This window comes from Methylocystis sp. S23 (assembly GCF_054106005.1).
Genome location: NZ_CM134185.1, coordinates 2,993,338 through 3,016,638, shown reverse-complemented (window position 1 = coordinate 3,016,638; position 23,301 = coordinate 2,993,338). Strand labels below are relative to the sequence as shown.

25 protein-coding genes are annotated in these 23,301 nt (G+C 66.6%); 13 read left to right on the top strand and 12 right to left on the bottom strand.

What is annotated here, in order from left to right; translation table 11 throughout:
• Nucleotides 1–30: 30 nt before the first annotated feature.
• On the top strand, nucleotides 31–840 hold the full coding sequence (locus ACV7JP_RS14785; RefSeq protein WP_457796422.1) for a purine-nucleoside phosphorylase: 810 nt from the start codon (nucleotides 31–33) through the stop codon (nucleotides 838–840).
• Nucleotides 841–846: 6 nt separating this feature from the next.
• Here the strand turns inward: ACV7JP_RS14785 and ACV7JP_RS14780 are convergent, their stop codons facing one another.
• The 3 genes from ACV7JP_RS14780 to ACV7JP_RS14770 all read right to left on the bottom strand — a co-directional run bounded on the left by ACV7JP_RS14780 (nucleotide 847) and on the right by ACV7JP_RS14770 (nucleotide 3,752).
• Entirely contained in the window at nucleotides 847–1,320 is a 474-nt protein-coding gene (locus ACV7JP_RS14780) for a MaoC family dehydratase (RefSeq protein WP_457796421.1), read from the bottom strand.
• 194 nt (nucleotides 1,321–1,514) lie between these two features.
• Nucleotides 1,515–2,366, bottom strand: coding sequence for a C40 family peptidase (locus tag ACV7JP_RS14775; protein ID WP_457796420.1), 852 nt, complete (start codon nucleotides 2,364–2,366; stop codon nucleotides 1,515–1,517).
• Between the two features lie 3 nt (nucleotides 2,367–2,369).
• Entirely contained in the window at nucleotides 2,370–3,752 is a 1,383-nt protein-coding gene (locus ACV7JP_RS14770; RefSeq protein ID WP_457799102.1) for a leucyl aminopeptidase family protein, read from the bottom strand.
• A 194-nt stretch (nucleotides 3,753–3,946) separates the two neighbouring features.
• Between ACV7JP_RS14770 and ACV7JP_RS14765 the strand changes: the two genes are divergently transcribed.
• Nucleotides 3,947–4,678, top strand: coding sequence for a tetratricopeptide repeat protein (locus tag ACV7JP_RS14765; protein WP_457796419.1), 732 nt, complete (start codon nucleotides 3,947–3,949; stop codon nucleotides 4,676–4,678).
• A gap of 299 nt (nucleotides 4,679–4,977) precedes the next feature.
• Here the strand turns inward: ACV7JP_RS14765 and ACV7JP_RS14760 are convergent, their stop codons facing one another.
• Nucleotides 4,978–7,617 carry a caspase family protein gene (locus tag ACV7JP_RS14760; protein WP_457796418.1) on the bottom strand — a complete coding sequence of 880 codons (2,640 nt, stop codon included), beginning with the start codon at nucleotides 7,615–7,617 and terminating at the stop codon, nucleotides 4,978–4,980.
• A 287-nt stretch (nucleotides 7,618–7,904) separates the two neighbouring features.
• On the opposite strand from ACV7JP_RS14760, the gene ACV7JP_RS14755 reads away from it, so the two are divergent.
• The 3 genes from ACV7JP_RS14755 (at nucleotide 7,905) to ACV7JP_RS14745 (ending at nucleotide 10,351) form a co-directional block, all read left to right on the top strand.
• The gene (locus ACV7JP_RS14755; protein ID WP_457796417.1) at nucleotides 7,905–8,243 is read left to right on the top strand and encodes a P-II family nitrogen regulator; all 339 of its coding nucleotides are present in this window, start codon (nucleotides 7,905–7,907) and stop codon (nucleotides 8,241–8,243) included.
• A 145-nt stretch (nucleotides 8,244–8,388) separates the two neighbouring features.
• Entirely contained in the window at nucleotides 8,389–9,681 is a 1,293-nt protein-coding gene (locus tag ACV7JP_RS14750) for an ammonium transporter (RefSeq protein ID WP_457799101.1), read from the top strand.
• A 142-nt stretch (nucleotides 9,682–9,823) separates the two neighbouring features.
• Nucleotides 9,824–10,351, top strand: a complete 528-nt coding sequence (locus tag ACV7JP_RS14745; RefSeq protein WP_457796416.1) for a hypothetical protein — start codon at nucleotides 9,824–9,826, stop codon at nucleotides 10,349–10,351.
• Nucleotides 10,352–10,401: 50 nt separating this feature from the next.
• Here the strand turns inward: ACV7JP_RS14745 and ACV7JP_RS14740 are convergent, their stop codons facing one another.
• Both ACV7JP_RS14740 and ACV7JP_RS14735 read right to left on the bottom strand, forming a co-directional pair.
• A complete protein-coding gene (locus tag ACV7JP_RS14740; protein WP_457796415.1) occupies nucleotides 10,402–10,800 on the bottom strand; it encodes a type II toxin-antitoxin system VapC family toxin in 399 nt (132 codons plus the stop codon).
• Complete coding sequence (locus tag ACV7JP_RS14735; RefSeq protein WP_457796414.1) at nucleotides 10,787–11,062, bottom strand: AbrB/MazE/SpoVT family DNA-binding domain-containing protein; 276 nt, start codon at nucleotides 11,060–11,062, stop codon at nucleotides 10,787–10,789. Before ACV7JP_RS14735 ends, ACV7JP_RS14740 begins: the two co-directional genes overlap by 14 nt.
• A 331-nt stretch (nucleotides 11,063–11,393) precedes the next feature.
• Here ACV7JP_RS14735 and rplM point away from each other — a divergent pair, with 331 nt between their 5' ends.
• The 3 genes from rplM (at nucleotide 11,394) to ACV7JP_RS14720 (ending at nucleotide 12,746) form a co-directional block, all read left to right on the top strand.
• A complete protein-coding gene (rplM, locus tag ACV7JP_RS14730; RefSeq protein ID WP_457796413.1) occupies nucleotides 11,394–11,864 on the top strand; it encodes a 50S ribosomal protein L13 in 471 nt (156 codons plus the stop codon).
• A gap of 2 nt (nucleotides 11,865–11,866) precedes the next feature.
• On the top strand, nucleotides 11,867–12,349 hold the full coding sequence (gene rpsI / locus ACV7JP_RS14725; protein ID WP_457796412.1) for a 30S ribosomal protein S9: 483 nt from the start codon (nucleotides 11,867–11,869) through the stop codon (nucleotides 12,347–12,349).
• Between the two features lie 184 nt (nucleotides 12,350–12,533).
• Complete coding sequence (locus ACV7JP_RS14720) at nucleotides 12,534–12,746, top strand: hypothetical protein (RefSeq protein ID WP_457796411.1); 213 nt, start codon at nucleotides 12,534–12,536, stop codon at nucleotides 12,744–12,746.
• A 3-nt stretch (nucleotides 12,747–12,749) separates the two neighbouring features.
• Here ACV7JP_RS14720 and ACV7JP_RS14715 read toward each other — a convergent pair whose 3' ends face one another.
• On the bottom strand, nucleotides 12,750–14,033 hold the full coding sequence (locus ACV7JP_RS14715) for an MFS transporter (RefSeq protein ID WP_457796410.1): 1,284 nt from the start codon (nucleotides 14,031–14,033) through the stop codon (nucleotides 12,750–12,752).
• 141 nt (nucleotides 14,034–14,174) lie between these two features.
• On the opposite strand from ACV7JP_RS14715, the gene ACV7JP_RS14710 reads away from it, so the two are divergent.
• The gene (locus ACV7JP_RS14710) at nucleotides 14,175–14,627 is read left to right on the top strand and encodes a cupin domain-containing protein (protein WP_457796409.1); all 453 of its coding nucleotides are present in this window, start codon (nucleotides 14,175–14,177) and stop codon (nucleotides 14,625–14,627) included.
• A 378-nt stretch (nucleotides 14,628–15,005) separates the two neighbouring features.
• Nucleotides 15,006–15,413 carry a GFA family protein gene (locus ACV7JP_RS14705; RefSeq protein ID WP_457799100.1) on the top strand — a complete coding sequence of 136 codons (408 nt, stop codon included), beginning with the start codon at nucleotides 15,006–15,008 and terminating at the stop codon, nucleotides 15,411–15,413.
• Between the two features lie 25 nt (nucleotides 15,414–15,438).
• Here ACV7JP_RS14705 and ACV7JP_RS14700 read toward each other — a convergent pair whose 3' ends face one another.
• The 3 genes from ACV7JP_RS14700 to ACV7JP_RS14690 all read right to left on the bottom strand — a co-directional run bounded on the left by ACV7JP_RS14700 (nucleotide 15,439) and on the right by ACV7JP_RS14690 (nucleotide 17,545).
• Nucleotides 15,439–16,791, bottom strand: a complete 1,353-nt coding sequence (locus ACV7JP_RS14700) for a peptide MFS transporter (protein ID WP_457796408.1) — start codon at nucleotides 16,789–16,791, stop codon at nucleotides 15,439–15,441.
• A 119-nt stretch (nucleotides 16,792–16,910) separates the two neighbouring features.
• On the bottom strand, nucleotides 16,911–17,375 hold the full coding sequence (locus ACV7JP_RS14695; protein ID WP_457796407.1) for a flavodoxin family protein: 465 nt from the start codon (nucleotides 17,373–17,375) through the stop codon (nucleotides 16,911–16,913).
• Nucleotides 17,372–17,545 carry a hypothetical protein gene (locus ACV7JP_RS14690; protein WP_457796406.1) on the bottom strand — a complete coding sequence of 58 codons (174 nt, stop codon included), beginning with the start codon at nucleotides 17,543–17,545 and terminating at the stop codon, nucleotides 17,372–17,374. The genes ACV7JP_RS14695 and ACV7JP_RS14690 overlap by 4 nt, the downstream gene beginning before the upstream one ends.
• Before the next feature lie 159 nt (nucleotides 17,546–17,704).
• Between ACV7JP_RS14690 and ACV7JP_RS14685 the strand changes: the two genes are divergently transcribed.
• Nucleotides 17,705–19,516, top strand: coding sequence for a glycosyltransferase family 61 protein (locus tag ACV7JP_RS14685; protein ID WP_457796405.1), 1,812 nt, complete (start codon nucleotides 17,705–17,707; stop codon nucleotides 19,514–19,516).
• An 80-nt stretch (nucleotides 19,517–19,596) separates the two neighbouring features.
• Nucleotides 19,597–20,511, top strand: a complete 915-nt coding sequence (gene argC, locus ACV7JP_RS14680; protein WP_457796404.1) for an N-acetyl-gamma-glutamyl-phosphate reductase — start codon at nucleotides 19,597–19,599, stop codon at nucleotides 20,509–20,511.
• A gap of 150 nt (nucleotides 20,512–20,661) precedes the next feature.
• Here the strand turns inward: argC and ACV7JP_RS14675 are convergent, their stop codons facing one another.
• Complete coding sequence (locus tag ACV7JP_RS14675; RefSeq protein WP_457796403.1) at nucleotides 20,662–21,693, bottom strand: transglycosylase SLT domain-containing protein; 1,032 nt, start codon at nucleotides 21,691–21,693, stop codon at nucleotides 20,662–20,664.
• Nucleotides 21,694–21,911: 218 nt separating this feature from the next.
• Nucleotides 21,912–22,382 carry an outer membrane protein assembly factor BamE gene (locus ACV7JP_RS14670; protein WP_457796402.1) on the bottom strand — a complete coding sequence of 157 codons (471 nt, stop codon included), beginning with the start codon at nucleotides 22,380–22,382 and terminating at the stop codon, nucleotides 21,912–21,914.
• A 209-nt stretch (nucleotides 22,383–22,591) separates the two neighbouring features.
• Here ACV7JP_RS14670 and ACV7JP_RS14665 point away from each other — a divergent pair, with 209 nt between their 5' ends.
• The gene (locus tag ACV7JP_RS14665) at nucleotides 22,592–23,176 is read left to right on the top strand and encodes a YceD family protein (RefSeq protein ID WP_457796401.1); all 585 of its coding nucleotides are present in this window, start codon (nucleotides 22,592–22,594) and stop codon (nucleotides 23,174–23,176) included.
• Nucleotides 23,177–23,301 lie beyond the last annotated feature (125 nt).

The window sequence follows — 23,301 nt, the reverse complement described above, 5'->3', positions numbered from 1 at the left end:
TTCCGCCGATTCGCCCGCGCGCCAGAGGATATGATGCCGACCCCCGCCGAGGAAGCCGCCGCCATAATCGCATCGCGCTGCGACGTTGGCGCGATGGATACGGCGCTTGTTCTCGGACGCCTGTTCTTCGGCGTCGCCGATCTCGGCGAGCGCATCGCGGCGTTCCCCTATTCGGAGCTGCCCGGTTTTCCGGTCGGTCCCGGCGTCGAAGACGGCGAGCTGGTTATCTCGCTGATCGACGGACTGCCCACCGCGATCCTCAAGGGCCGCTCGACCTTCCACGAAACTGGCGATCCGAGCCTCATGGCCTCGGCGCTCGAGACGCTGTCGCTGCTCGGCGTGCGCTATGTCCTTTGCACGGGACTGGTTCTGTCGGTGCAGGCGGACCTCGTGCCGAGCAGCATCGTCCTGGTGACGGACCATATCAACTTCACCGGCCTCAACCCGTTGATCGGCGCGCCGGCGGGCGGCAAGGCCAAGATCAACATGAACGACGTCTATGACAAGCGGCTGCTTCGGCGCATCAAGACCGCCGCCGCGACGGCTGGCGTCGCCGTGCATGAGGGCGTCCTGATGTGGTTCTCGGGGCCGAGCTTCGAGACGCCGGCGGAAGCGAAGGTCGCGCGTCAACTCGGCGCCGACATTCTCGGCTGGACGATCGTGCCGGAAGCAATTCTCGCGCGGCGCTACGGATTATACTTCGGCGGCGTCTCCGTCGTGACGGATTTCGGCGCGGGCTTCTCCAACGGCAACCCCAACGCCGACCCCACGCGCGGCCCCGCCGTGGCGGGCGTCGTCGCCACGAAGCGGCTTCTCCGGTCGCTCGTCAAAATCCGCTGAACGGGCTCAAAGCGCGCCGGTTCCGCGTCGCGCGGGATCGCGAAAGGCGAGCATCGTCGCCTCGATCGTCTGAACCGTCTCGCCGGCGCCGTTCAGCGTCGTCGCCTTGAAGGTGACGAAGCCGCGATCCGGCTGCGACCGCGAGGTCCGCAGCATTGTGATCTCGCCCTCAATATGCAGACGGTCGCCCGGCCGCACGGGACGCTTCCAGGAAATATGCGCGTCCAAGCCGACGACGCCGCCCGCGAATGTCATTCCGCAGCTTTCCAGCAGCAGGCGCAAAGTGAGCGCGCCCGTCTGCCAGCCGCTTCCGACAAGGCCGCCGAAAATGCTCTCCTTCGCCGCCTCGGGATCGACATGAAAGAATTGCGGATCGTTCTCGCGCGAGAAGCGGATCATCTGCTCCTGCGTCATTTCGACCGGCGGCGACTCGAAACGCTGGCCCACGACAAGGTCTTCGAAATAGACAGTTTTCGACATCGGCCCGCCTAGTTGTTTCCGTCACTCGAATTGCCGGCCTTTTTGCCGATGTTTTCCGCCGTCATTGCGAGGCGGCGCAGCCGCCGAAGCAATCCAGAGCCGTGATGAGGCTCTGGATTGCTTCGCTTCGCTCGCAATGACGGCCGCGAATGAACGTCCTCCAAAAAGCCGGTCAATTCGAGTGACACGGGCTACTAACCCTCCAACCGCTTCACGGCCGTAATGTCGCCCGCGCCCGCGCGCAAGTTCCGCTCGCGCACCAGATCGAGCGGCTCGCTGGAGACGAGCATATGCGCGCCATTGGCGTGCAGGAGCGTCGCCGCGTCGCGCATGATTCCCACATGGCCTTTCCAGAAAACGAGGTCGCCCCGCCGCAGCGGCGCGCCGGGCTCGACGGGCCTGCCGAGCTTCGCCTCCTGCATGTCGCTGTCGCGCGGCGCCTGCTTGCCGCAAGCCGCGAGCGAAATCTGCACGAGCCCCGAGCAGTCGACGCCAATCCAGGATTTGCCGCCCCAAAGATAGGGCGCGCCGGTCAGCGTCTCCGCGACGGCGACGTAATCATCCGCGGGCTGGTCGAGCGGCGCGAGATGCGGACGCCAGACGAAGCCGAGATCGCGCGTCGCCAGGAAATTGTCGCGCTCCTCCACGATCTCGACTTCGGCGCCCAGCGGCAAGGCGAGCAGCGGCGGGCGCTTGATGCTCGCCGCCGGGTAGACGAAAGTGCGCGGCACGCGGACGCGATGCGTCGGCGAACGCAATTCGCTCCACAATATATTGGCGGCGATCCAGCCCACATAGCCGTCGCACGCAAGCTGCGCCCAGGCCCAGCCCTCGACCTCGTCATAGACGGTCACGCGCTCGCCATAGAGAACCTGCGTATCGATCGGACAATCGGGCCGCGGCTCGCGGCGCATGTCGACCACGCCGTCCTTCACCTCCATCACGGCGCCTTCGACGTAACGATCGGCCGTGACGCGGCCTTTCAAATAGGCGGCCGCGATGTCGGGCCGCGCGGGCGTCAGCCGTCGGTCGAATGTCTCGCTCAATCTTCAAGCCTTTCCGCGCAGCGTGCGATCTTCGATGAGTTGATGCAGGAGCCGCGCGCTCTGAACCTCGCCGCCTTCCGGACGGCCCGGCCTGGTCGAGGGGTTCCAGCAATAGGCGTCGAAATGCGCCCAGCGCGTCGGATCGCTCACGAAGCGGCGCAGGAACAGCGCCGCGACGATGGAGCCGGAAAAGCCGCCGCTCGTCACGCTGACGAGGTCCGAAATCTTGCCGTCCAGGCCGCTGTCATAATTGTCCCAGAGCGGCAGGCGCCAGACGGGATCATTGGCGGCGCGGCCATGCGCGGCGATCTCCTCGGCCAGCGCGTCGTCGCCCGTATAGAAAGGCGGCAGCTCCGGTCCCAGCGCCACGCGCGCGGCGCCGGTCAATGTCGCGAAATCGAAGAGAAGGTCCGGCTGGTCCTCGCTGGCGTAAGTCAGCGCGTCAGCGAGAATCAGGCGCCCCTCCGCGTCGGTATTGCCGATCTCGACCGTAAGCCCCTTGCGGCTGCGATAAATGTCGCCGGTACGGAAGGCGTTCGACGAGATCGAATTCTCGACGATCGGCAGCAGCACGCGCAGCCGCACGGGGACGGCCCCGTCCATGAGCATGGAGGCCAAGGCGAGCGCCGTCGCCGCGCCGCCCATATCTTTCTTCATGAGCGCCATGGCGGAAGACGGCTTGATGTCGAGCCCGCCCGTATCGTAGCAGACGCCCTTGCCCACGAGCGTCACCTTCAGCCCGTCTTCCGGCCCATGCGTGAACTCCACCAGCCGCGGCGCCTGCGCGGAGGCGCGGCCGACGGCGTGTATCAGCGGAAAGTTCTCGGCGAGCAGCGCGTCGCCGACAATGGCGCGAGACTGCGCGCCATGTTTCGCGGCGAGCGCCAGGGCGGCTTCGGCCAAGGCCTCGGGCCCCATGTCGTTGGCCGGCGTGTTGACGAGGTCGCGTCCGAGCGCGACGGCGGAGGCGATGCGTTCGATGCGGACGCGGTCGACTCCCTGAGGCGCGCAGAGGCGCGGCTTCTCGCCTTTCGGCGCGACGTAACGCGAGAAGGAATAGCTCGCGAGAAGAAAGGCGAGCGCCGCCGTCTGCGGATCGGCGACGCGGTCTCCCAAGCGATATAGCCCGGCCGGCAAGGCGGTCAGCTTACCGGCGAGGAAGGGATCGCGCTTCCCGGCGTCCGGTTCCTCCACGCCGAAGAAGACGCGCGCAGGCGCGCCGTCGAGCGCCGGGACGATGAGCTGACTTCCCGGCTTGCCTTCGAATCCAGTCGCGGCGGCGACCGCGGATATGACCGCCGGCAGGCCTTCCCTCACTTGCGGCCAGCGGCCCTTGTCCACGAAATCGATCGCGGCCGCCTCGGCGGACCAGTCCTCAAGCTTCATCGTCATCGCCGCTTTCAACCTTTGTTAAGCATCCATTAGGGTTAACGCTTTATTGCTCAGGCTCGAAGTCCATCCATTCAGATCGGAACAGATTCGCCGTGACACAGGCGCTTCCCTCTTCGTCAAGACCGCTTCCGCTTTGCGCTTTCGCGCTTGCCGCGCTGGTCGGCCTCTCAGGCTGCAACAAGACGTCCATGAGCGCCGTGAGCGACATCACCGGCTCGATCGGCCGGTCCTCCACGACCCTGCCGAAAGACGAAGGCGAGCTCCGCCGCTTCGCCGAGGATTGGGGACAGCGCTACGACCGCAACCCGAAAGACAGGACGACCGCCCTCACCTACGCCAAGGCCTTGCAGGCGCTCGACCAGAATGCGCAGGCGGTCGCGGTGCTGCAAGGGCTCGCGATCACCTATCCGGAGGATATGAAGGTCCTCGGCGCCTATGGCAAGGCGCTCGCCGACGCCGGCAACGTCCAGCAGGCGGCCGAAGTTCTGCGAAAGGCGCATACGCCGGAACGGCCCGATTGGTCGGTGCTGTCCACGCAGGGCTCGCTCGCCGACCGGCTCGGCGATCACGACGCCGCGCGCGGCTATTACGAGGCGGCTCTGAGGATCCGTCCGAACGAGCCGACCGTCCTGTCCAATCTCGGCCTCTCCTACGCGCTTGCGAAGAATCTGCCGCGCGCGGAGGACACGTTGCGCCTCGCCGCCAGCCAGCCCACGGCCGATATGCGCGTGCGCCAGAATCTCGCTTTGGTGCTCGCTCTGCAGGGCAAGTTCCCGGAAGCCGAGGAATTGTCGCGGCGCGACCTCTCGCCGATCGACGCCGCGCAGAATGTCGCCTCGATCCGCCAGATGATCTCGCAGTCCGACACGTGGCGCGACATCCAGACGGGCGGCGCATCCAAGCGCAGCGCATCCAGATAGCGGGGATTTCCCAAAAACGGCTGCGGCCGTCAGGCTGCTGATAAAGTTGGCGTGGCGCCCCTCGCGCTTCGAGACGCCTGCCGCGATCCGGGGCTTGCCCGAGATCGATTCTTAAATGCGCAAGTCGGGCAAGCCCGACTTGCGCAGGCTCCTCAGCATGAGGAGCTTCTGCATCTGCGCCAAGCGCTTGGGCCTCATGCTGAGGAGCGAGCGAAGCTCGCGTCTCGAAGGACGAGGCCGCCTTTGGAGGTTTGTCGGCAGCCTGACGGCCGCGAAGGCCGCGGCCGTTTTTCCTTGTGCTAGCGCGGCCCGCCGAATCCCGGCGGCCCTCCCGGGCCGCCATGGCCGCCGCCCTCGGGGCGGGACGGGCGCGGCGCCGGCGCGGGCGGACGCATCATGGCGGGAGCGGCCTGCGGCGGCGGCTGCCGCATCGTCCCGCCGGGCGGACCGCGATCCGGCGGCGGACGCATGGCCGGCAGGGCGGCGCCGCGCATTTGCGGCGCCATGCCCGGCGCCGGCGCCTCGCGCTGCCGGGGCGGCTGCAAAGCGCCGCTGGGATCCGCCGGGGCGCGCGGGGGCGAAGAATCGCGCATGCGAGCGGACGCCGGCGTCTCGCGCATTTGCGGCGAAACAAGCGGGGCCGGCGTCGGCCGTTCGATCGCCCTATGCGGCGCGGCGCCGCTCGCGCCGCTGTCGAAGCCTTGGGTCGGCGCGGGTCGCGGACGAATTGCGCCGTTCCGGTCCGGCCCCGCCTCGCGAGGAGCCCCCGCTTCGGCCGGGGCGCGCCTGGCGCCGGTTGCGCCGCCAAGCGGCGAAGCCGGAACGGACGGCGCCCCCTCGGCCGCGGGCGAGGCGCGATCGCCCCTTCCCGTCCCGACCGGCGACGCCGCCTTCCCGATCGGCGCATTCGGGGCGAGCGTCGCGGCCGGCGGCGGATGGCTCGCGCCGCCCGCCGCGGGCCGGGACGGCGTCGGCGCGGCTCCTTCCCCTGGCGGCGCGGACACGCCCCGCATGGCGTCGGGGACGCCGCCGGCCCTGCCCGCCCGCGCCGGACGAGCGGGAAGCGGCTGTCCGTCTGGCGGCGGCGCGACTCCTTCATCCGCGCGCGGCGCCGGAAGCGCATGTCCGTCCCGCGCCCCGATCGGCGGCCTCGGCGGCCGAGGACCCTGGAGCGGCGGCGTCCCAGGCTGGGCCTGCGGCGGCGGCGCAACCCCGATCGGCGCCCTTGCCGCTCCCGCCTTTTCCGGCGTCGCGGGCGCCATGGCCGGCGGCGGCGGCGGGTTCTGGAGGCTGGTCGCCGGCGTCAGCGGCGGCTGGCCGAGCCGCGCCGGGTCGAGAGCGCCAGCCGGCGCGCCCATTGGCGGCGGCGCATTGGCGGGCGCGGCCGCATTGCGCTTGGCGATGAAGTTCGGCAGCGCGGCGCCCACCGCGACCGCCGCCGCGCCCACCCCCGCCGCCGTCAGCGCGCCTGTCGAAACCACGCCGCCCGCCGGATCGCGCGCCACGACATTATTGGCGCGCGGATCGATCACGACGGCGTTGTGCGCATTCGCGTAGATGAAGTTATCCGGGGGCGGCGCGACATGGTCGGGCGTGCGCTGCCAGGCCGGGATCGGCACATAATGCGGCGCCGGCAGCACATAAGGCTGCGCGATGACGACCGGCGGCGGCAAAACGACGAAATCCGGCGGCGGCGGCGGCAGGAAATAGGCGGGCGGCGGCGGAGGCGGCGCGAAGCCCCATGACGGATCGTCGAAATAGACCGCCGGCCGCTCGACGAAGACAAGCTCCTCCGGCGGCGGCGGGGGATAGTCGTAATCGATCATCTCGAAGCGCGGCGGCGGCTCGGGCTCGTAACGCAATTCGGCGAGACGCCGGCGGGCGTCCCAGGCGTGAGGCCCCTTGGGATAGCGGCGCAGATACGTCCAATAGGCGTTGGGCGTATCGACGACGCGCGAACGGCGCCAGATGAGCGCCTCGCGCCGGGCGGCGAGAAATGCGCGCGCCCGCCTGGCGTGCGGAGCGGCCGGATAGGTCGCGACATAATCCTGATAGCCGTCAAGCGTGTCGCGGCGGATCGCGGCGGAGAAGCCCGCCTCCGGCCCCAGCGCCTTGATCGGCTGCGCCAGAAGCGACGCGTCGGCGACGCGCGCCGGGGCGTTGGCGTCGCGCTGGAAGAACAGGAAATCCGTCTGGACCTCCTGAGAATTCCACGGGATTTGCGCGCCCTTCGTCATCTCCGAGACGCGCAGGCGCGTATTCTCGAAGACGTCGGTCAGCGGCGCGCCGCCGTCGCGGATCATCTCCGCGAGCGCATGCGCGTAAGGGCCGTAATCCCCTGTCGCTTCCGGGGCGACGGCGCCCGGCGCGGCGTTATAGGCGAGCAGCGTCCGCCCGCCGGGCTCGTAAAGGGCGAGACCGCCGGCGAGGGGCTGTCCCGCGAGTCGGTACGGATTGGCGCGGGCGACGTCGAGCACGACGACGCCGAGCTTCGCCCCCGAGGCCGCGAGCGGCTTCAGATAATCCGAGACGCGCAGCGTGCGCAGGGGAATGTCGGCGTCGCGCGCCAGCCGCGCATCGACCGGAACGAGATAGTTCTCGCCCTCGAGTTGCAGCCCGTAGCCCGAAAAATAGACGAAGACGACCGCGTCCGGCCCGGCCTCGCCGGCCTTGTCCAGAAAATCGCGGAACGTCTGCTTGAGCGCCGTCTCTTCGAGATCGCGCGCGCCCGTCACGTCGAAGCCCGCCGCTTGCAAGGTCTGCGCGACGAGGCCGGCGTCGTTCGCCGCCGTCGGCAGCGGCTTCGCGCCATAGGCGGACTCGCCGACGACCAAAGCGAGGCGCCGCTCGGCGGCGAGCGCGCCGGAGGCGGCTCCCGCTCCCGCGGCGAAGGCGATCAAGGCCGCGGCGGCGGCCAGGAACGTCCGAAATAGCTGCATCCACTTGCTCCCCGTGGACGCCAGCCCCCAAAGCGTCTGTCAATCCAACAGCTTCACTGCTGAATGCCGCCTGAACCATGCCGGGCGGCGCATGGCGGGAAGACGCAGATTCGGCGCCGTTTCCTTGAACAGTTTGTGAATTTTTTAGGCGGCTGGCGCCCGCATGACGGCCAACCACGCGGTGGCGCCCCGATAGAGGCTCCGTTTAGTATAGTTATTGCGCAGCCTGGCACAGCGATTGCTGATGAAACAGCCATCTTGCCGCTCAGGAAAGCACTGCTGCTTACATGAAGATCATCACCGCCATCATCAAACCCTTCAAGCTCGACGCCGTGCGCGACGCGCTCATGGCCATCGACGTCCATGGGATGACCGCCACCGAGGTGAAAGGCTACGGGCGACAGAAGGGCCACACCGAGATCTATCGCGGAGCCGAATACATCGTCGCTTTCCTGCCCAAGGTGAAAGTCGAGATCGCCGTGTCGGACGAGGTCGCCGACGGCGCCGTGGAGTCGATCCGCAAGGCCGCGCATACAGGCCATATCGGCGACGGCAAGATCTTCGTCACGCCGCTCGAGCGCGCCATCCGCATCCGCACGGGCGAGACGGACGACGACGCACTGTAGCGCGCCTCGTCATCGCGAGCGAAACGAAGCGATCCAGAGTCGCGACCCGTCGCTGGATTGCTTCGTCGCTACGCTCCTCGGCGCGCTGGAAGCCGCCAAAAATAGACGTCGCTCATAAAATATGGAAACGCCGATAATGCGAAAGATGTTCGCGGCGCTCGCTTGCGCTCTCCCCGCCACCCCCGCCCTCGCGCAGGATTCGCCCAGGATCGACGGCGCGGACACGGCCTTCATGATCGTCGCCACGGCGCTCGTGCTGATGATGACGCTGCCGGGCCTCGCGCTTTTCTATAGCGGCATGGTGCGCAAGAAGAACGTGCTCGCGACCATGGCGCAGAGCCTCATCGCGACGGCCGTCGTCTCGCTGCTCTGGATCGGAATCGGCTACAGCCTCGCCTTTTCGGGCGACGGCGCCTATATCGGCGACACGGCGCGGGCGCTGCTCTCGGGCGTCGGCGTCGACACGGTGAGCCCGCTCGCCCGGACGATCCCCGAAATCCTCTTCATGGCCTATCAGATGACCTTCGCGGCGATCACCTGCGCGCTGGTCGGCGGCTCGGTGGCCGAGCGCATGAAGTTCTCGGCCTTCATCCTCTTCTGCGTGGTCTGGCTCCTCATCGTCTATGCGCCGTCGGCGCATTGGGTGTGGGGCGGCGGCTTCCTCCAAAAGATGGGCCTGCTCGATTTCGCGGGCGGCACGGTGGTGCATATCAACGCCGGAGTCGCGGGTCTCGTCTGCGCGCTCGTCATGGGCAATCGCGTCGGCTTCGGCCGCGAGAACCTCTCGCCCTTCGACCTGTCGCTCGCGGTCGTCGGCACGGGCCTGCTCTGGGTCGGCTGGTTCGGCTTCAATGGCGGTTCGGCGCTCGGCGCCAATTCGCGCGCCGTCTTCGCCATCGTCGCGACGCATCTCGCCGCCTGCTCGGGCGCCGTCGTCTGGAGCGGGCTGGAATGGCTCGAGCGCGGCAAGCCCTCCGTGCTCGGCGTGATCTCCGGCGCGGTCGCAGGTCTCGGCACGATCACACCGGCCTCAGGCTATGTTCTGCCCTGGCACGGCGTCGTCATCGGCCTCGTCGCCGGCGCGGTCTGCTACTGGTTCTGCACCGTCGCCAAGCACAAATTCCAATATGACGACACGCTCGACGTCTTCGGCGTCCACGGCGTAGGCGGCATGATGGGCACGCTGATGGCGGGCGTCTTCGCGACACGCGTCGTCACGGCCTCGGAAGGCGATCCCGGCGTCGCGGGGCTGCTCGAAGGCGATGTTCATCAATTCGTCGTGCAAGCGGTCGGCGTCGGCGTGACGATCGTATGGTGCGTGATCGGCACGCTGATCTCGCTGAAGGCCGTCTCGTTTTTCACCAGCCTGCGCGTGACGAGCGACGACGAGCGCGAGGGGCTCGACATCGCGCTGCATGGCGAAGCGCTGCATCAGTAACCACCCGCTCCATCTTCCGGCGGCGCCCGCAGTGCGCCGCCGGCCAGGCCTGTTCTTCAAGAGCCGTTCGAGCAAGCATGTCCGGACAGCTTCAACCAAGCAAAGGGACGTGCGCCCGTTCACGCCTTTTTAGGCAGCGGCGTTGCAAGATTACGCCATCCAAAATGGCGGTCGTCGCATGTTTTCAAAAGTTTTCAGTCGCGCTATTGGCAAATTGGCGACGCTCGGCGGCGTCATTTTGTTTATCTTCGTATTCTTCGTCATTCCCGACGAATGGGACAAGCATCGCAATTACGCGCCTGCGCGCGCCTCTATCGTGAGCGCGGCGACTTCTTGCCGGCTCGACGCCCGGCATGCGCCTTCGCGTTACATGTCGTGCGACAGAGCGATCCAGGCGCGAAAGACCGATCCTGCTCTTGCAAATTATACGCTCGCCCAGTTCACGAAATTGTCGGTGCGGTTCGTGTCGCCCGTCGACGGCAAACCGCACATTGCTCCATTGACGTTGCAGGCCGACGAGAGCGACATGAAAACTTTGCGCGTCGGCGACGTCATCGACATCATAGCTTCGAAAACACAAGCGGAAAAAGTCCGCGACCCCGTCTTTGGACATATAGACGTGACCGACCCCAGACCGTTCACCGCCCTCGCGGCGCGTTCAGGACCTTGAGGCCCGGCCGGACGTCGCGCTGCATGGTGGAGGCGCTGCACCAGCCGGGTCTATCGGGCGTCAGGCTCCCAAATTTCCGCGGCCTGGACCTGTTTCGCGATCTTCACCAACCGAACGTCGAACGTCGCAAATGCTTCGCTCGCCCCCATCTGCGCGAGATGCAAGGCGTCGGCGAAATCCATGCCCGCGTCCATCCATTCGAGGGCCTTGGCGAGAGCGCTCGGGTCCTGCACCACAATGTTTGGAAGGCCCGCGAAAGCGCGGAAAGCGGTAACGAGCGCTGTCGGGGAGAACCCATAGTCGCTGCGCAAAACCCATTCGGCTTCGAGCAGCACGGTCAGCGTGACAAAGATCCTGTTCTGCTCGATGAGCGCGCGCGCCTTGCTCGCTTGCTGATAATGGTCATTGGCCAGGAAGCGGACGACGACGTTCGTATCAATCGCGATCATGCTGGCGCCTTGCTTCGGCGAGTACGCTCGCATCCATCTCCTCGATCGTCTTCGGCGCGCCCGCATAATGAAGCATGCCGAAAACGTCCTCGATCCGGGTCGGTTCGAAGAGCGGCGCTTCCTTCAGAAGAACGCCCTCGGGCGTCTCCTCGATGGTGAACGCCGCGCCGGGCTCCCAATTTCTGCTCTTCCTGATCTCGCTGGGAAGGACGACCTGCCCTTTGGTGGACAGCCTCACAACCCGCTTCTGGACCGACGTCACGCATCGCCTCCAAGGTAAGACGAAAGTAAGATAGTCTAGACAGGCGACAGCGGCAAGACCAAGCCGTAAGAAGGGGGGTATGTTATACCGCTTCAGGAGCGCGCCCCATGAAAGCAGAAACCGTCCATATCGTGCCGGGCCGTAGCGCCGCCGGAACCGTGCGCGAGACCCTCAGAACGCTTGGCTTTTCGGTATTATAATACCAGCACCGTGTTCTGCCTGATTTTCCTGACGATTAAGCACGTCGTTCTTCATGAAACCGCTTGACGCCCCCTCCCGCATCCCCTATCCACCCGCATCCGAACAGTTCGTTCGTTCAAACGGAATACCCATGTACGGCAAGACCTATTCGGCGAAGCCCGCCGACATTGAAAAGAAATGGGTGCTGATCGACGCCTCCGGGCTCGTCGTCGGGCGCCTCGCCACCATCATCGCGCTGCGCCTGCGCGGCAAGCACAAGGCGACCTTCACGCCTCATATGGACGATGGCGACAACATCATCGTCATCAACGCCGACAAGGTGGTGCTGACCGGCCGCAAGCGCGACCAGAAGGTCTATCACTATCACACCGGCTTTCCGGGCGGCATCAAGGAGCGCTCGGCCAAGTTCATCCTCGACGGCCGCTTCCCGGAGCGCGTTCTCGAGAAGGCCGTGCAGCGCATGCTGCCGCGCGGTCCGCTCGGCCGCAAGCAGCTCGGCAATCTGCGCGTCTATAAGGGCGCCGAGCACCCGCACGAAGCGCAGAGCCCGGTGACCCTCAACGTCGCCGCCATGAACGCCAAGAACGTCCGGAGCGCCTGATCATGGCCGAGACCACCCTTTCCTCGCTCGCCGATCTCAACCAGGCGGCCGTCGCCGCCGCGGCCGAAGCGCCGAGATATGAGCAGAAGCTCGACAAATACGGCCGCGCCTACGCCACCGGCAAGCGCAAGAACGCCGTCGCCCGCGTCTGGATCAAGCCCGGCTCCGGCAAGATCACCGTCAACGGCCGCGACATCGAGGTCTATTTCGCGCGCCCAGTGCTGCGCATGATCCTTCAGCAGCCGCTGGGCGTCGCCAAGCGCGTCGGCCAGTACGACGTCATGGTGTCGGTCGCCGGCGGCGGCCTCTCCGGCCAGGCCGGCGCGGTGCGCCACGGCCTCGCCAAGGCGCTGACCCATTACGAGCCGGAGCTGCGCTCTCCGCTCAAGAAGGAAGGCTTCCTCACCCGCGACTCCCGCGTGGTCGAGCGCAAGAAATACGGCAAGCGCAAAGCGCGGCGCAGCTTCCAGTTCTCGAAGCGCTAAGCGCGGCGCTTCGCCGTTCGAAAACCGAAGCCGGGCCATGCGCCCGGCTTTCTTGTTTCGGCCAAGCGCATATAATTTCGGCGATCGCCGGGGCAAATCCGGCCGCTCCGCTTCGTCCGTCCGGCGTTTGGCGAAAGCGCGCTCATCTCGTAGATTGACGATCGAAGCGCAAAGGGGGCCGGCAGTGTCCAGACAGCTTGCAACCATCCTCTACTGGGTCGGCATTCTGATCGCGCTGCCCTTCCTCCTGCTCGTCGGCGTTTCGATCATGCGGATGTTCTCCGAGGGCGTCGAGGCGAAATATGTCAGCTCGACTTTCCTCGGAATTGTCGGCGCGGCGTTTTCCTATGCCGTCGGCTATCTGCTGAGACATATGCTGACGCAGGGCGATCCGTGACCTTCAATCCAGGCCGCCGCCGTCGCCCTCCTTCAGGAAGGCGACCGCGAGCAGTCCCGCCAGAGCCCCGAACATCAGATAAAAGGCGGGCGCGACCGGCGTTTCCAGAACTCTGATGAGCCAGGTCACGAGGAAGGGCGCGAAGCCGCCAAAAATCATCACGGCGATATTATAGGCCACGGCGAGTCCCGTGGAGCGGAAGCGCGTCGGAAACTGCTCCGCCAGAATGGTGGAGAACACGCCCAGCACGCCTGAAAGAATGACGCAGAACGCGGTCTGAACGAAAGCAAGCGCCATCTCGGTCCGCTCCGCTTGCAGCCAGGCGAAAAGCGGGAAGGCGCAGATCAGGAACAGAAGATTCGACGCCCAGAGCATCGGCCGGCGGCCGATCCTGTCGGACAGCGCGCCGATGAGGGGCGTCAGAAGGATCAGCAAGACAAGCCCCGGCGCCTGCGCGACGAAAGCCTGCTCGAGGCTCAAGCCCATCTCTTTCTTGCCGTAGGTCGGCATGTAGACCAGCACGATGTAAAAATAGATCGTCGCGCCGACGGTCGTCGCGAAGGCGGCGAGGAGCTGCGCGCGGCTCCGCGCGAGGAGCATAAGAAAGGCGTCTGTCGCCGGGCCTTCACGCCGCGAGACCTGGAAAGCCGGCGTCTCGTCGAGGCGCCTCCTCACATAGAGGCCGACGGGACCGATCAGCAGGCCGAGGACGAAGGGGATGCGCCAGGCGAAGGCGTGCAGCTCCTCCGCCGAGAAAAGCCTGGCGACGGCGATCCCCGCCAGCGTTCCGATCAGCACCGAGAACCCCTGCCCGACCATTTGCAAGGAGCCGTAGAGCCCGCGCCGCAAGGGCGGCGCAATCTCGATGAGAAAGGAGGTGGCGCTGGCGAATTCCCCGCCTGTCGCGAAGCCCTGCAGCAATCGCGCCGCGACGACGAGCATCGGCGCGAAGACGCCGATCGTCACGTAGGATGGAGCGAAGGCGATCACGGCGACCGCGACCGTCATCGCCGCCATGATCAATTGCAGCGCCGCCTTGCGTCCATGCCGGTCCGCATAGACGCCGAAGAAAAGTCCGCCGAGCGGCCGCGTGAAGAACCCCGCGCCGAATGTCGCGAGCGTCAAAAGCAAGGCCGCCCTGTCGTCCTCCGCCGGGAAGAAGACCGTCGACAAGACCGTCGCGAAATAGCCGAAGATAACGAAATCGTACCATTCAAGCGCATTGCCGAGGACGGCCGCCGCGATCTGAGTGACGCGGGGACTCCCGGCGCGCGTCGCCACGGTCATTGCGCAGCGCTCCAGATTGCGGCCGGCCGCCCGTCGCCCAAGCTGGCGGGCGGCCAAGTCTCTTCCTATCATAGCCAAATCATTTCCCACCATCCTCGCGATGGATAAGGCGGAGGTCAATCGATGCGCGGATCAATCTTTATGCTTGCCTGTCTCCATCTCGCTTCCCCCGCATTCGCCGGCGAGCCGCAGATCATCGGCGCCAGGGACGGCAAGGACGTCGTCACCGTCCGCGTCGGCGAAGCGGCGACCTCCAAGCAGGCTCTGCCCTTCTTCCCCGGAATCTCGAACAAGAACGCCGGCGCGAAGAATCTCTCGCTGCTGAAGGTCGTCATTCCGCCTGGCGGGTCGGCGCAGGCGCATGTGCATAAGGGTTACGAGTCGGCGATCTATCTGTTGCAAGGCTCGGTCGAGACGAAATATGGCGAGCGTCTCGAAAAGAGCGTCGTCAATGTCGCGGGCGACTTCATCTACATCCCCGCCGACGTGCCGCATCAACCCGTCAATCTGAGCAAGACGGAGCCCGCCATCGCCATCGTCGCGCGCAATGACGGCGACGAGCAGGAGCACGTGATCCTGCTGCCCGCGAAATAGCTTCGCCGTCTCATGGCGAACGTCCCGCGACGCCAGACGGACGCCTGACAGCCTTTGCCCCGCCTCGCCAAGGATTTCGAAGCGACGACCGCCGGCGACGTCGCATGGGCGCGGAAAGCAAGAGCTTTTGCGTAGCGCTATACGCTACCGATCGGATAGCGTGAGCGCGCGAAGACGACGAGCAGGGCGATCGGGTGAACGATCATCTTTGGGAAGGTTGGCGCCCAATACCTCCCCTTTACGGGGAGATCGGCGGTCGAAGACCGCCGGGTGGGGTCCCACCATGATATTGCTCGGGCATTACCCAACCCGACCCGTAAAGGGTTTGCTCACGCCAGCGTTCACCCGATCGCCTGGCTCGACAAGCGGGAGGCGTCAATGAAAGGAAAGCGAAAGGGCGGATGCGAATGTGGAGCCGTTCGCTATCAGGTAGAGGGAGAGCCCAAGGCGGTCGTCGTCTGTCATTGCCGAAACTGCCAGCGCCAATCGGGCGGCGCCTTCGGGATGTCGATGGTGTTCGCCGCCGACCAATTCATGTGCGAGTCCGGCGAACTTGCCTCGTTCGAACGGCCGACAAAGTCCGGCGCGACGATGCAGGGGCGCTTCTGCCCGAAGTGCGGAACGCGCATTTACAATCAAAAGGCGGGCGCGCCGGTGATCATTCTCAAGCCGGGAACCCTCGACGACACCTCGGAAGTTCGCCCGACCCTGCAATTATGGACAAGTCGGAAACAGAGCTGGTTCGATCTTCCCCAATTGCAAGGCTTTGAGGAGCAGCCTTCTTAGGCGTAGCCTCATCGCCGTCGGCGCTTCACCCTTCGGTCGAAGTGGCGACGCCGAGCGGGCCCCGCGCCGCTTCGACGATCGCCGCGCCGGCAAGGCCGAGACCCGCCATCATCAGGAAGAAAGCCGGCCGCGTCATGCTGGACCAGAAACCGCCCATCCATCCGGCGGCGAGATTGCCGAGAAACATCGAGGCGAACCAGGCGCCCATCAGCGCCGACCGCGACCCTTCCGGCGCGAGGCGTGAGACGAGGGACAGCGTGATCGGCGAGAAGTGCAGCTCCGAGAGCGTGATCACGACGAAATAGACGAGGAGCCAGAGCCAGCTCGCCTTGGCGCCCGCGTTTTCATAGGCCGCGAGCGCCATCACGCCGTAGCTCAGCGCGACGCCGAGGCAGCCGAGCGACAATTTCCGCAAGGTCGAGGGCTCCCGGCCCTGCCGCGCGAGCCGCCTCCAAAGAGCGACGAGCGGCGGCGTGAAGAGAAAGATCATCAGCGGATTGAACGCCTGGAACCAGGTCACCGGGATTTCCGCGCGCCATTCGAAGAGGCCGACGCTACGATCGGTGAACTGCGCCGCCCATAGCGCGATCGTATTGCCCTGCTGCTCGAACGCGGCCCAGAAAAGCGTCGAGGGCAGGAAGAGCAGCGCAATGGAAAAGAGCGCGCGCCGGAATTGCCGGCGATCCATGTCCGGCGGCGGCGCGCCGCTTCGCGCCCATGAGTCCGGCGGCAAATCCGGGCCTCCGGCAAGATAGGTCGCGAGGCCGACCGCCATCCCGACGCCCGCGCTGGCGAAGCCGTAATGCCAGCCCAGCCTCTCGCCGAGCGAGCCGCAGACGAGCGGCGCGAAAAAGGCGCCGATATTGATGCCGACATAGAAAATCGAATAAGCGCGGTCCCGCCGCGCGTCTCCCGGCGCATAAAGCTCGCCCACCTGCGTGGAAATGTTCGGCTTGAAGGCGCCGCAGCCGAAGGCGATCAGCAGGAGCGCGACCAGGAAGAGACGCTCGTCCGCCATCATGAAATGTCCGGCGACCATCATCGCCGCCCCGATGGCGATCGTTCGCGTGCGGCCGAGAAGGCGATCCGCCGCAAGCCCGCCGAGGATCGGCGTGAGATAGACGAGGCCGGTATAGAGCCCGTAGATCTGCGACGCGAAAGGCTGCGCCTCCAACGGGCCGGAGAGGGCCTCCAGGCCGCGCTTCAATTCCGCGAGGCCAAGGGCCGCGTTCATCCGCTCGGGCGTCAATAGATATTCGACCATGTAAAGCACGAGGAGCGCGCGCATCCCGTAATAGGAGAAGCGCTCCCATAATTCCGAGCCGAAAAGAAAAGCGAGCCCGCGCGGATGGCCGAGAAAGCCGTTGGGCTTGAGCATTTGGCTTGAGGCGTCCCAGTTGGATGCAAGGCGTGGCCGCAAGGTAGGCGGCTTCGAGGACAGCGGCAAGGCTGGAGCCGATCGACGCCGGGCCTCGTCGCGCCTCCAAGGCTCGGCGCTCAGAAGACGCCCGCGCCGAGCCCCGCCGCCATCAGCATGCCCAATTCTCGGCAGGCTCCGACGAATTCCTCGCGCCACTCGCCGCGGCAGATCAGCGGGTCCCGGATCGCGCGCCAGCGCAAGCCCGTGGCGATCGTCTCGACGCCGCGCCGCGTCCCGGTCCCGTCGCTCCCGGCGCGGACGCAAAGGGCGTAGGGCGTCCCTTCCATGCGTTCGAGGCACGGATAATAGCAGCGGTCGAAAAAATCCTTCAGCGCGCCGCTCATATAGCCGAGATTTTCGGGCGTCAGCAGAAGGACGCCATGCGCGCCGAGAAGGTCTGGGGGCTGCGTCTCGAATGCGGAGAGCGCCCGCGCCGCGACGCCTTCGATCTCAAGCGATCGCGCGCCATCGAGAATCGCGTCGCGCATGCGCTGCGTATTGGGAGACGGCGCATGCGCGACGATGAGAAGGCGCTTCGTCACCTTGGATGAAACTCCGGCACGTCGACGGCGCCCGTCGCCACGGCGGCGCCGACGGCGACGAGCATGGCCAGCGATCCGTTAAAGGCGAGAATCGAGACCACCGAAGCCTGGTAGAGCGAGTCTGTCAGTTTGACGCCATAATATTTCGCCTTGTCCGTGAATGCGGTCATGACCGCCTCCCATGTGCAAGAATCAGCCGCGTCGCGCGCGGCGCTCCCTGATGAGGTATCGCGGTTCAAGGACGGCGCCAGTCCGGAGCCCGGCTTCCGGAAACGCCGCGGCCTGCCCTATGCTCCGGCGCCCGGCGCGCGCCGGGATGCGGAGATAAAATGCGCGGTGCGATTTTTCGGGCGCTGTTCGGAAGGCGCGGGCGGGCGGCGCCGGCGGTCATGGAGGCGGAAAGTCTCGTCCGGCGCATAGACGCGCTCGTCCGCGCGCCCACGCCTTTCCCGCTCGAAGAAGAGGCGGCCGGCGCATCCGACGCCGTCGTCCATTCCCGCGCGGCTCTCGCGCTCAACCTTCTTCGCCTGCGGGCGATGCGCGACCCCGCCGCGCCGCCCGCGCTCTTCGGCTATATGCGCCTCGTCTTTGGCTCGGAGGATTATGCGCATGTCGCGGCCGCGCTCGACGGCGCGATCCGGGAGAAGGAGCAAATGGTGGCGCGAGCCGGCGGCGCCGACCTTGCGCGGCGGGTCCACGCGGCCATCGACGCGGCGGGGCTCTTCAGCGGCGTCGAGAATATGCTGGACGACGCGCTCGGCGTGACCGAGACGCCGACGGAAGCGACCTTCGACGAAGACGCCTATCTCGCCGCCAATCCGGATGTCGCCGCCGCCGTCGCGCGCGGGGAAGCCGCGTCGGGGCTCGCGCATTGGCGCAAGCACGGCGCGGCGGAAGGACGGGCCCAGCGCCGGCTCCGCGCCCGCAATTCGCGCGCGCTGGTTTTTCCGTTGCGGTTCGCTCGCGACGAGGCGTCCAATTCCGACGTCGGCGATCTCCTTCCGGCCACGCGCAGGCGCCTCGCCGAAATAGCGACGCCGCCGATCGACGCGCGCTACGCCATCGCGCCGCTGTCGCAGGCGGAAGAACATGACGCGACGCCGTCCTTCGCCGAGGAAGCCTCGCTCGGTTGCGACTGCGCGGCGTTCAAGGAGCTTTTGGATCGGCGCCAATGGACCGCGCCACCCCTCTATGTCGCCGCCTTCGAGAACGCCTGGGCCGATCTGCGCAACGGCGTGGCGCTCTTCGATGAGGATCGGGTCTGGGGCGATTCGTCATACGCGACCTTTCTCTCGCCCGGCGGCCATGTCCGCGCGCCCGACATCTTCCCGATCGGCGGACGCTACGCCTGGATGCGAAGCGACGACGCCGTGGAAGCGATATCGTCCGACACGCCCCTGATGCTCTGCACGACATGGGCGAGCCGCATCAATTACGGCCATTGGCTGATGAACACGCTGTTCTCGGCCTATCTCGTTCTCGACGAGCTGAAGGCGGGACGAATCAAGCTGCTCTGCCCGCCGCTCGACGACCGGCAACGCCGGGAGCTCTTAACGCTCGGCGCGCCGCCGGAGGCGATCGTCGAAACCAGCGCGAGATATGTGCGCGTCGCGCGGTTGCTCTATCCGTCGCCCTTGAGCACCTACGCCAATATGAAGCCGCCCGCGCGCGTGGTCGACTTCCTCGATTTCGTGAGCCGGCGCTTCGCGCCGCCCGCGCCCGGGACGGCGCCGGATCATGTCTTCTTGAGCCGTGCGGGCTTCCCCTCGGCTCGGCGCATGACCAATGAACAGACGCTCTGCGACGCGCTGCGCCATATCGGATTTCATGTCGCGCACACGCATGAGCTGACGCTCGGCGAACAGATCGCGCTGATGTCCAATGCGAGGCTCGCGGTGGGGCAATTCGGCGCGGCGCTGTGGAACACGCCCTTCATGCCGCGCGGCGCACGGGTCGTGGAGATCGCCACGAGCAATTACGTCTCGAACGAATATCTCTACATTTCGCATCTCGCCGGGCATCGGCTGCACCGGGCGATGATCGAAGCCTCGACCGCGCAGGGCCGCGCGGATCACGGCGACCATTTCGAATTCGAGGCGCCTGTCGAGGAAATCGTCGCTTTGGCGCGTTCGCTGATGTGACGGCCGGATGTTGACAAGGCGTCATGCAGCCATCATCCAAGCCGCGCTAAAGAGCGCCACGCCTTCAGGACCTTCGGATCATGGCCAGCAAAATCTTCATCGACGGCGAGGCCGGCACGACCGGTCTCGAAATCCGCGAGCGGCTCGCCGGCCGCGCCGGCGTCGAAATCGTCGCCATCCCTTCCGAGAAGCGCAAGGACGTGGACGCCAAGCGCGCGATTCTGGCCTCGGTCGACGTCGCGATCCTCTGCCTCCCCGACGACGCCGCCAGGGAGACGGTCGCGCTTTGCGACGCGCTCGGCGACAAGGCCCCGCGCTTCCTCGACGCCTCCACCGCGCATCGCGTCGCGCCCGGCTGGGTTTACGGCTTTCCCGAGCTCTGCGCCGGACAGGCCGAGGCGATCGCCAAGGCGGCGCGCGTCGCCAATGTCGGCTGCTACGCGACGGGCTCCATCGCCCTGCTGCGCCCGCTCGTCGACGCCGGGCTCATCGAGCCCGACCAGCCCCTGACGATCAACGCCGTCTCCGGCTATTCGGGCGGCGGACGGCAGATGATCGAATCGTACGAGAAGGGCGAGGCGCCGGCCTTCGAGCTTTATGGGCTCGGCCTCGAGCACAAGCATCTGCCCGAGATCATGGCCTATTCGAAGCTGACCGCGCGCCCGCTTTTCGTGCCGTCGGTCGGCAATTTCCGGCAGGGCATGCTGGTCTCGATCCCGCTCGCGCTCGACGCCCTACCCGGCAGGCCGAAGGCGGTCGATTTCGAGGCCGCCTATCGGCGCCATTATGCGGGCGCCCACCATGTGCGCCTGACGCAGGCGCCCAAAAGCGGCCGCCTCGACGCGCTCGCGCTCAACGGCACGGACGATATGGAGATATTCGTCTTCGCCAACGAGGCCCGCCGTCAGGCCGTGCTCGTCGCGCGGCTCGACAATCTCGGCAAAGGCGCCTCGGGCGCGGCGGTGCAGAATCTGGATCTGATGATGGGGGTCTAACCGTGCGGCCTCGCCCCTCACCCTGGCCCTCTCCCCGCAGGCGGGGAGAGGGAGCAGCGGGCGCTCTGGTCCCCTCTCCCCGTGAAAACGGGGAGAGGGCTACGGTGAGGGGCGAAGCCGCGCTCACAAACATCAGAAATTAGCCGCAGCCTATTCCGTATACGCCATCGCCCCGGCCGGCAGCTTTTGCGCCACGTCCTCGTAGCGGGTCGTGCGCTTTTCCATCATCGACTCGAAGGCCTCGTGGACCTGGGCGACGGTCTTGTCGCGCATCTTGCGGCCCGCCTGCTCATAGAAGATCGGCCGGTTGGCGCGGGCAGGCTTGGGCAGCAGCGCGGCGGCCGATATATTGGGCGTCGAGACCAGCGCCGTCATGAAGCGCTCGGTGTCATCCGGCCCCAGGAAGTGGATGAGGTAGGTCTCGCCCGGCGTCAGCGGTCGCCCGATCTTCTCGGCGATCTTGGCGCTGTCCTTCTTGAGCATCTCGGCGGCGAGCGCGGCCGAGAGATAGGGGTCGTTGCGCAGATTGAGAATCTGCGCCTTCTTCTGCGGGGCGACGGCGCCGATGGCTTCCGAGGCGTCGGCGATGGCGTTCGCCTCTTCCTTGCGGCCATAGAGATGGCCGAAATTCTTGACCGCCTGAAGCCAGGTCTTCTCGACGAACTGGAAGAGGCCGCTCGCCGAGGAGGTGCGCGCCTTGGCGGTCGTCGAGAAGTTGGATTCCTTGTCGGCGATGGCCATGAGCAGCGCCGGGTCCATCTCCGTCTTGTTCGCGGCCTGAACCACGCGCTCGACGATCGACTGGCGAACCTTCACGGAACCGAAACGCATCACGCCCGGGGCGTCGGCGGCGTCCTCGTCGCTGGCCAGACGATGCGACCAGGTCAGCGCCGCCTGCTCGAGCGAGAAATCGCTGTCGAGCGCCGATTCGTCGTCCGTATGCGTAAGCTGCATGAAGGGCGACGCCGGCGTGCGGACCTTCGCGATCCGGCTGAGCCTCTCATGCGGAATCTCGTCGCGTTTGACCGCGAGGCTCAGGGCCGCGAGCGTCGACAGAACCGCGCCAACGCAGAAGGTCCGGAGCAGGATGTAGAAGGAGCGGTCCGCGCAAACGAGCGCCAGACGGTCTCCCCAACTCGATCGATGCGCGGACTCGGTGTTGGACAGCGTGAAATCCGTCATGCTCCCCCTGGAACTCCCTTATCGCCGCACGTGGCGGCCCAAAGGGAAAGCTAACGGCGATCGACGGCGAAAGAGCGACGGAAGCCGTCACGCGCGCGCCATATTCCGGCGCCCGCGAAACCTCTGAAAAGCTATGGAAAATCAGCCATCCGAGGCGCCGCGCGACCGGGCGGCGGCCGCCCGGCCATATTTACGCCACGGCCGTGGCGGCGGTTCGCTTACAGGGAAACCTTGGCGAGAAGGCTCTGGATGAGGTGATAGTCCGGGCCGGCGACCGGGGTCGTGCGCGACAGGAAGTCGACCGGCTTGCCGTCCTCCATGCCGTAATCCGCGAGGCGGACCACTTTCCGCGACTTGTCGAAATAGACGGCGAGGACACGCTGGTCGACGATGTTCTGGGGCAGGAACGCCGCCGAGCGCTCGAGGCGCTGGCTGACATAGTACCAAGCGTCGCCGCCGATGGTGGAGGTCGTGGACGGCGTGCCGAGCGCCTGCATGACCTGCGGCGCCGCCATGCCGGCCTTGACCTGCGCGACCTTGCGCGCGTCGATCACCGCCCCGCGATTAATGACGCCGTCATAGCCGAGGCAGCCGGAAAGCGACAATGCGACGCCGAAAGCGACCGCGACCTTTATCGTCGCAGCGCCGAAGAAGCCTTTAGAAACACTGCGATAGGCCAGCCCCGACATATTGATCTCCAAGCCCCGATCTATCCGAACGCGCGGAGGCGGGCGCCCCCGTCCCGTCATTTCGTATGGCAACGCGGCTTGGCTATCCTTCAATTGCAGCGAAAGCAAGCCGATCCTCGCGCCCCGCCAGGGGCGCCCGGCTGAGGAGGTGGCGCGGAAGGCTCGCGCCGCATATTTAGGGGCGAACAGCAGCGGGAAAGGGAGGAAGCATGACCGACGAAACGCTCGGCCGCATATCGACGCCGACCGGCGAGACTCCCTTGTCGCGCCCGCTGGCCCTGGCGGAAGTCCCGCCGGAGGGCCTCGACATCGAAATCGTCGCCACGGAAGCCGAGCGCGCCGCGCTCGCCGAGCTGAACGACCTTCCGGCCGTCCTGTCGCTGACCGCCGCCTTGCGCGCGCGGCGCTGGCGCGGCGACGGGCTCGAGGTGACCGGCGAACTCCGCGCGCGGCTGCGCCAGATCTGCGTGCTGACGCTCGAGGAGTTCGAATCGGACGTCGCCGGGCCCATCGAATTACGCTTCGCGCCGCCGCGGGAGGCGCCCCGCCTTCGCTCCCGCCGCCGGGACGCCGAGCCCGAGCCGGTCGAGGCGGATGTGGGCGGTGACGATCCGCCCGATCCGCTCGTCGGCGGCGCCGTGGATCTCGGCGGGATCGTCTCGGAATTCCTCACCCTCGCGCTCGATCCCTACCCCCGGAAGCCGGGGGCGGAATTCGTCGCGCCGGAGCCTGAAACGGCCGAGGAGGCCGTCTCGCCTTTCGCCCGGCTTCGCCCCGCCGGGGACAAGATCTAGATCGCGCCGCCATTGGGCGGAATTGTCCGCGCCCTCCGCGAGGCGAAACCCGCGGGGCCGCCTGCGCCGACGTGGCACTTGCGCGGGCGCGCGGCAAATGGCAATCAGCCGCGCAGAACGCGCCG

What these genes read in the sequence shown, in the direction of transcription:
- argC (WP_457796404.1), top strand. Translation starts at nt 19,597, where the DNA reads ATGGCCAGCAAAATCTTCATCGACGGCGAGGCCGGCACGACCGGTCTC.
- ACV7JP_RS14700 (WP_457796408.1), bottom strand. Translation starts at nt 16,791, where the DNA reads ATGCTCAAGCCCAACGGCTTTCTCGGCCATCCGCGCGGGCTCGCTTTT.
- ACV7JP_RS14740 (WP_457796415.1), bottom strand. Translation starts at nt 10,800, where the DNA reads ATGATCGCGATTGATACGAACGTCGTCGTCCGCTTCCTGGCCAATGAC.
- ACV7JP_RS14710 (WP_457796409.1), top strand. Translation starts at nt 14,175, where the DNA reads ATGCTTGCCTGTCTCCATCTCGCTTCCCCCGCATTCGCCGGCGAGCCG.
- ACV7JP_RS14785 (WP_457796422.1), top strand. Translation starts at nt 31, where the DNA reads ATGATGCCGACCCCCGCCGAGGAAGCCGCCGCCATAATCGCATCGCGC.
- ACV7JP_RS14705 (WP_457799100.1), top strand. Translation starts at nt 15,006, where the DNA reads ATGAAAGGAAAGCGAAAGGGCGGATGCGAATGTGGAGCCGTTCGCTAT.
- rpsI (WP_457796412.1), top strand. Translation starts at nt 11,867, where the DNA reads ATGGCCGAGACCACCCTTTCCTCGCTCGCCGATCTCAACCAGGCGGCC.
- ACV7JP_RS14715 (WP_457796410.1), bottom strand. Translation starts at nt 14,033, where the DNA reads ATGACCGTGGCGACGCGCGCCGGGAGTCCCCGCGTCACTCAGATCGCG.
- ACV7JP_RS14750 (WP_457799101.1), top strand. Translation starts at nt 8,389, where the DNA reads ATGTTCGCGGCGCTCGCTTGCGCTCTCCCCGCCACCCCCGCCCTCGCG.
- rplM (WP_457796413.1), top strand. Translation starts at nt 11,394, where the DNA reads ATGTACGGCAAGACCTATTCGGCGAAGCCCGCCGACATTGAAAAGAAA.
- ACV7JP_RS14760 (WP_457796418.1), bottom strand. Translation starts at nt 7,617, where the DNA reads ATGCAGCTATTTCGGACGTTCCTGGCCGCCGCCGCGGCCTTGATCGCC.
- ACV7JP_RS14755 (WP_457796417.1), top strand. Translation starts at nt 7,905, where the DNA reads ATGAAGATCATCACCGCCATCATCAAACCCTTCAAGCTCGACGCCGTG.
- ACV7JP_RS14665 (WP_457796401.1), top strand. Translation starts at nt 22,592, where the DNA reads ATGACCGACGAAACGCTCGGCCGCATATCGACGCCGACCGGCGAGACT.
- ACV7JP_RS14685 (WP_457796405.1), top strand. Translation starts at nt 17,705, where the DNA reads ATGCGCGGTGCGATTTTTCGGGCGCTGTTCGGAAGGCGCGGGCGGGCG.
- ACV7JP_RS14765 (WP_457796419.1), top strand. Translation starts at nt 3,947, where the DNA reads ATGAGCGCCGTGAGCGACATCACCGGCTCGATCGGCCGGTCCTCCACG.
- ACV7JP_RS14675 (WP_457796403.1), bottom strand. Translation starts at nt 21,693, where the DNA reads ATGACGGATTTCACGCTGTCCAACACCGAGTCCGCGCATCGATCGAGT.
- ACV7JP_RS14780 (WP_457796421.1), bottom strand. Translation starts at nt 1,320, where the DNA reads ATGTCGAAAACTGTCTATTTCGAAGACCTTGTCGTGGGCCAGCGTTTC.
- ACV7JP_RS14690 (WP_457796406.1), bottom strand. Translation starts at nt 17,545, where the DNA reads ATGACCGCATTCACGGACAAGGCGAAATATTATGGCGTCAAACTGACA.
- ACV7JP_RS14770 (WP_457799102.1), bottom strand. Translation starts at nt 3,752, where the DNA reads ATGAAGCTTGAGGACTGGTCCGCCGAGGCGGCCGCGATCGATTTCGTG.
- ACV7JP_RS14670 (WP_457796402.1), bottom strand. Translation starts at nt 22,382, where the DNA reads ATGTCGGGGCTGGCCTATCGCAGTGTTTCTAAAGGCTTCTTCGGCGCT.